At 72.2% G+C, this 5,908-nt stretch carries 4 protein-coding genes; all 4 read right to left on the bottom strand.

The window, feature by feature from the left end; all coding sequences use genetic code 11:
- Positions 1-56: 56 nt before the first annotated feature.
- Positions 57-1,448, bottom strand: coding sequence for an AI-2E family transporter (locus ACFV61_RS33675; protein WP_363372455.1), 1,392 nt, complete (start codon positions 1,446-1,448; stop codon positions 57-59).
- Between the two features lie 472 nt (positions 1,449-1,920).
- Positions 1,921-2,679 (bottom strand): transglycosylase SLT domain-containing protein, encoded by a 759-nt coding sequence (locus ACFV61_RS33670; RefSeq protein ID WP_208869075.1) that lies wholly within the window; start codon positions 2,677-2,679, stop codon positions 1,921-1,923.
- 433 nt (positions 2,680-3,112) lie between these two features.
- On the bottom strand, positions 3,113-4,447 hold the full coding sequence (locus ACFV61_RS33665) for a PhoH family protein (protein ID WP_063347994.1): 1,335 nt from the start codon (positions 4,445-4,447) through the stop codon (positions 3,113-3,115).
- A 206-nt stretch (positions 4,448-4,653) separates the two neighbouring features.
- On the bottom strand, positions 4,654-5,448 hold the full coding sequence (locus ACFV61_RS33660) for an isoprenyl transferase (protein WP_208869076.1): 795 nt from the start codon (positions 5,446-5,448) through the stop codon (positions 4,654-4,656).
- Positions 5,449-5,908: the final 460 nt, after the last annotated feature.

Raw genomic sequence — 5,908 nt, 5'->3', positions numbered from 1 at the left:
GCGGGGCCCCCCCTCCCCCACGCCCGCGGAGGGCCCGTCGGCGTTGTGCTTCGGCCTCAGCCGTCCGCGGCCGGGGCGGCGGAGGTGCGGCCCGCGGCCTCGCGGGCGGCCTCCATGGCGGTGAAGACGGCCTGGCCGGCCTCGTTGCGGCGGCGCAGGTGGGTGATCACGGTGTTGGTGACGGCGATCAGCGGGACGGCCACCACCGCACCGCCGATGCCGCCGATGATGCCGCCGGCCGCGACGCCGAGGACGACGCCCAGCGGGTGCACCCGGACGGCCCGGCCGAGGATCAGCGGCTGCAGGATGTGGCTCTCTATCTGCATCACCGCGACCAGCACGATCAGCACCATCAGCGCCGTCCACGGCCCCTCGGTGACCAGGGCGATCAGCATCGCGACCGTGCCGGTGACGAGTGCGCCGACCAGCGGGACGAAGGCGCCCAGGAAGATGATCACGGCCAGCGGCATCGCCATCGGCACGCCCAACAGGTCGATGCCGATGCCGATGCAGACCGCGTCGATGAAGGCCACGCAGACGGTGCCGCGCACGTACGCGGTGAGCGTCGCCCAGGCCTTCGGGCCGGCGCCGGCCATGGCGAAGCGGGAGTGCCGGGGCAGTCCGCGCAGCGCCCAGTTCCAGATCCGCGCGCCGTCGTAGAGGAAGAAGAAGGTGGTGAAGAAGGCCAGCGCCACGGCGGTCAGCACCTCGACGGCGATCTGCGCGCCGGTCAGGCTGGCCGAGGTGATCTGGTCGGTGTTGGTGGTGATCGCCTTGCCGATCTGGTCGGCGTAGTCGTTGATCTGCTGCTGGGTCAGGTGCAGCGGCCCGGTGCTCAGCCAGTCCCGCAGCTGGTCGACGCCGTCCTTCACCTTGCTGGTGACCGTCGACAGGTTGGTGGACACCTGCCAGACCACGAACCAGCCGACCAGCCCGATTCCGGCCAGACCGCTCAGGAACACCCCGCCCGCCGCCAGCGAGCGCGGCACCCCGTGCCGGCGCAGCCAGGAGACCGTCGGCTCCAGCAGCGCGGAGATCAGCAGCGAGGCCAGCACCGCGAAGGCGACCAGCCGCAGCATGTCGACGATGTAGAAGACGACGTAGAGCGCGCCGCCGAGCAGCAGCAGCCGCCAGGTCGACTCGGCGGCCACCCGCAGCCCCCAGGGCACGGCCTCGGCCGGGGTGGCGGGCCGGCCGGGGTGGTACTCCCGCGCCAGGCCGGGCGGTGCCACCGGCGAGGGGGCCGCCGGGGCGGCGGCCGGCACCGCGGCGGGTTCGACCCGCGGGGCCGGCACCGGATCGGGCGCCTCGGCCAGTGCGGGGACGGCGAGCTCGTGCGGATCGGCCGCCATCGCGGCGCGCCGGCGCCGTTCGATCACGGCGGCCGCGCTCGCCACCACGGCCATGCCCTTGGCCACGGCCTTGAAGGCCTTTCCGCCCCGCGCCATCCTCGCTACCACCGCTCCCCTGCTGAGCCGCCGTGCCCGGCGGTACGCCGTGGGTCCCGCCACGGCCGTCAGGGATGACGCTACCCGGCGGCGGCCCGGCCAGTCCGGCCCCCGCCGGGTTCGGCTCGAACAACCTCGCCATCAAACCGGGGCAAAACGCCAGGTTTCACATGGTTTCGGACCGAGATCGCTGGGGAGGAGTCGGGACGAGGCCCCCAGGGGAGAGCGAGGCCTCGGGCCACGGACCAACTGCCGGCGGACCGGCCGGTGCGGGAAGCGACCAGGACCCCTTCCCGCGCCCCGCGTCCGCACCGGGCCCGCACCGCCCGCAGGCGCACTGGTCAGCGCAGCCCGGGCGGCGCGGCCCGACCCGGCTCCCGGTGGGCGGGAACGCGACGGCCCCCGGCCGCTCGTCGGGCGAGACGAGCGGCCGGGGGCCGTACGGGAGTGCACCGCCGGGCGGTGGCGGCTCCTAGTACCAGTTGTGGGACTGCCAGAACGACCAGGCGCCACAGGGGCTGCCGTAGCGGCTGTTCATGTAGCCCAGGCCCCACTTGATCTGGGTGGCCGGGTTGGTGCGCCAGTCGGCACCGGCCGAGGCCATCTTGGTGCCGGGCAGCGCCTGGACCAGGCCGTACGCGCCGGAGCTCCGGTTGGTCGCGGTGTAGTCCCAGCCGCTCTCGCGCTTCACGATCTGGCTGAAGCACTGGAACTGGGTGTCGTCACCGACGACCTGCCGGGCGATGTCCTGGACGGATCCGGGGCTGGTCGAGACCGGCGGGGCGCTGTTGTCGGTGGCGGCCATCGCCGAACGCGCCTTGGAACGGTTGGCAGCGGCCTCGTCGGCCTTGCGCTTGTCCTCGGCGGCCTTGGCAGCCTTGTCCGCGTCGGCCTTGGCCTGGGCATCGGCCTTCGCCTGGGCGTCCGCGGCGGCCTTCTGGCGCGCGGCCTCCTCAGCGGCCTTCTGCTCGGCGGCGGCCTTGGCCGCGGCGTCGGCGGAGGCCTGCTGGGCGGATGCCTGCTGGCCGATGTTGTCACTGATGGTCTGCGCCTGGGCGCCAGAGGGGACTTCGGCAAGCAGGGTCGCGCCCGCGACGTCGACCGTCTGCGTCGTCTTGCCCTCGCTGCCCGAGGCCACACCCACGACGGCACCGACAGCGGTGACGGCGGTGGCGGAGGCCACAGCGACTCCCCGGACCGAGATCCGAGTCACATGGATTCCTTCCAGCATCGCCCACGCGTGACCGTGCGGGCGCAACATGCCCCTTGGCACTGACCTCCGCAGGTGCTCTGGTCACGGGAGGTGCTGGCCCGGCGTCCGGCCGAGGTGAGGCGACCGGGCGTTGGAATCGGGCGGCGTACGGCTCATCGGTCTTCAATTATGCGTCCACCGACCGGAGTTGGTGGACCATCCGGGGCCGGACTCGTGGAGTCCGGAAGCCCTGCCACGCCGTACGCGGGGCCTGACAGAACCCTCACCATGCCGCACCGGACGCTGTCGACGCAATTCCCGTTCGCGTGGCGCACGTCACATTCACCGCACGGGAGTTCTTCGGACGGAAAGCACTCGATGTGATGAAAGGGATGAGGGCCCGCCCCGTCAGGAGCGGGCCCCGCATCAAGAGTTGACCGTATTGTCCGACTATGTCCTGGTCAGGGACGGATCACGGGTGGATGTCCTCCAGCATCTCCGTGACCAGCGCCGCGATCGGCGAACGCTCCGAGCGGGTGAGCGTGATGTGCGCGAAGAGCGGATGCCCCTTCAGCTTCTCCACCACCGCCACCACACCGTCGTACCGGCCCACCCGGAGGTTGTCGCGCTGCGCCACGTCGTGGGTGAGCACCACCCGCGAACCCTGGCCGATCCGGGACAGCACCGTCAGCAGGACGTTCCGCTCCAGCGACTGGGCCTCGTCCACGATCACGAAGGCGTCGTGCAGCGAGCGGCCCCGGATGTGGGTCAGCGGCAGCACCTCCAGCATCCCGCGGGAGATCACCTCCTCGATCACGTCCGGGGTGGTGACGGCGGAGAGGGTGTCGAAGACCGCCTGCGCCCAGGGGCTCATCTTCTCCGTCTCGGAGCCCGGCAGGTAGCCGAGCTCCTGCCCGCCGACCGCGTACAGCGGCCGGAAGACCATCACCTTGCGGTGCTGCCCCCGCTCCAGCACCGCCTCCAGCCCCGCGCACAGCGCCAGCGCGGACTTGCCGGTGCCCGCCCGGCCGCCCATCGAGACGATGCCGACGTCCGGATCGAGCAGCAGGTCCAGCGCCACCCGCTGCTCGGCGCTGCGCCCGCGCAGCCCGAACGCCTCGCGCTCGCCGCGCACCAGCCGGACCCGGCCGTCGCCGGTCACCCGGCCGAGCGCCCGGCCGCGCTCCGAGGTGAGCACCAGCCCGGTGTGCACCGGCAGCTCGTCCGCCCCCTCGACGTCCACCGCGGCGTCGTGGCCGGCCGCGAACAGCGCGTCCACCTGCTCCGCCGGGACGTGCAGCTCGGACATCCCCGTCCAGCCGGAGGTGATGGCGAGCTCGGCCCGGTACTCCTCGGCGAGCAGGCCCACCGAGCTGGCCTTGATCCGCAGCGGCAGGTCCTTGGAGACGACCGTGACGTCGTACCCCTCGGCCTGGAGGTTGCGGGCGACCGCGAGGATCCGCGAGTCCGCCTCGCCGCCGCCGACCCGGTAGCCGGCCGGCAGTATCGACAGGTCGGAGTGGTTGAGCTCGACCCTGATGGTGCCGCCGAGCTCGCCGACCGGGATCGGCTCGTCGAGCCGGCCGTGGCGGATGCGGTAGTCGTCGAGCAGTCGCAGCGCCTGGCGGGCGAAGTAGCCCAGCTCCGGGTGGTGCCGCTTGGCCTCCAGCTCGGTGACGACCACCACCGGCAGGACGACCTCGTGCTCCTCGAAGCGGGTCATGGCGAGCGGGTCCGCCAGGAGCACGCTGGTGTCGAGAACGTACGTGCGCCGGTCTGGCGTCCGGCGGCTCTTGGAACTGACCACTAGGCCTCCAGAGCGGATGACCCTGCGTCATCCGCGGCAAGCCGGCCCCCGCTGCCCCGGTGGCCTCGGGACCGGACTGCCTGGAGTATTCCCAGGCGAGGGGCGGTGCATTCGCGCCCCCGGCGAACTGACGGATCATTGCCGGTGAACGTTTGGCCTCACCAGGGCTCCGGGTAGGCCAGCCCTACGGCGGTCACTTCACCCGTTCAGAGGCCCAGTCGCCGGTTGCGCTGCTCGAACGCCCGCAGCGCCCGCAGGAAGTCGACCTTGCGGAAGGCCGGCCAGTACGCCTCGCAGAAGTAGAACTCGCTGTGCGCGCTCTGCCAGAGCAGGAAACCGGACAGTCGCTGCTCGCCCGAGGTGCGGATGATCAGGTCCGGGTCGGGCTGGTTGCGGGTGTAGAGGTGCTCGGCGATGTGCTCGACGTCGAGGATCTCGGCCAGTTCCTCGATCGAGGTGCCGCGCCCGGCGTGCTCCTGGAGCAGCGAGCGGACGGCGTCGGCGATCTCGTGCCGGCCCCCGTAGCCGACCGCGACGTTGACCGTGATGCCGTCGATGTCGGCGGTCTCCTCCGCGGCCCGCTTGAGCACGTCGGCGGTGTGCTGCGGGAGCAGGTCCAGCGCGCCGACCGGGTGGACCTTCCAGCGGCGGGCGGCGGCCAGCCCGGTGACGGCGTCCTCGATGATGCCCAGCAGCGGGACGAGCTCGTCGGCGGGGCGGTCGAGGTTGTCGGTGGAGAGCATCCAGAGGGTGACGACCTTGACGTGGGTCTCGTCGCACCAGCCGAGGAACTCGCTGATCTTGTCGGCGCCGCGCTGGTGGCCGTACACGGTGGTGCCCCCGGCGGCCTTCGCCCAGCGGCGGTTGCCGTCCAGGATCACGCCGATGTGGTGCGGGGTGCGGGCGAGGTGGACCTCGACCCGGCGGCCGTAGAGCCCGTACATCCCGCCCAGCAGGGTACGCAGACCCGGCGTCCGTTCGGCGACATCGCGCAGACCCATGATTCCCGGCCCCTCCGTGCTCGTTCAGCTGGTGCGTCAACGCCCCGGCGCAGCCTACTCCGGCGGGCAGGCACACGGTAAAGCCGCAGGTAGCGGTCTGGTCACGGTCCTGTACGGAGTCCGTCCCGGCGGGCGTGTCGCGGGCCTTCCCCGGCGGCTCCGACGGCGGACACGGAACGGTCTCCGAATCCTTAAAGAATCCGTAAGCCGACTGTCCAATGCTTGACGACCGGCAATGGTCTAGTCCAGCTTTTGATCCAAGGCGGAACGAACCCCACGGTCCCGCCCCACCCCCACGCACCACCGTGCACCACCATGCACCACCGCGGTCGCCCACCCCCACGTACGACGACCCCACGCACCACGACGGACCTCCCCTCCCCCACACGCGGCCGCCGCGCCCCCCACCCCCGCGGCCCCGCCCCCCCCCCGAGCGTCACCCCCAGGCCCCGACCCGGAA

The sequence above is a fragment of the Kitasatospora sp. NPDC059817 genome (assembly GCF_042731835.1).
Taxonomy (GTDB): domain Bacteria; phylum Actinomycetota; class Actinomycetes; order Streptomycetales; family Streptomycetaceae; genus Kitasatospora.
The sequence above is the reverse complement of the archived record's forward strand: the minus strand, read 5'-3'. Positions and strand labels throughout refer to the sequence as shown.

Coding starts and splice junctions, on each gene's coding strand:
- ACFV61_RS33675 (WP_363372455.1), bottom strand. CDS start 1,448: ATGGCGCGGGGCGGAAAGGCCTTCAAGGCCGTGGCCAAGGGCATGGCC.
- ACFV61_RS33670 (WP_208869075.1), bottom strand. CDS start 2,679: ATGCTGGAAGGAATCCATGTGACTCGGATCTCGGTCCGGGGAGTCGCT.
- ACFV61_RS33660 (WP_208869076.1), bottom strand. CDS start 5,448: ATGGGTCTGCGCGATGTCGCCGAACGGACGCCGGGTCTGCGTACCCTG.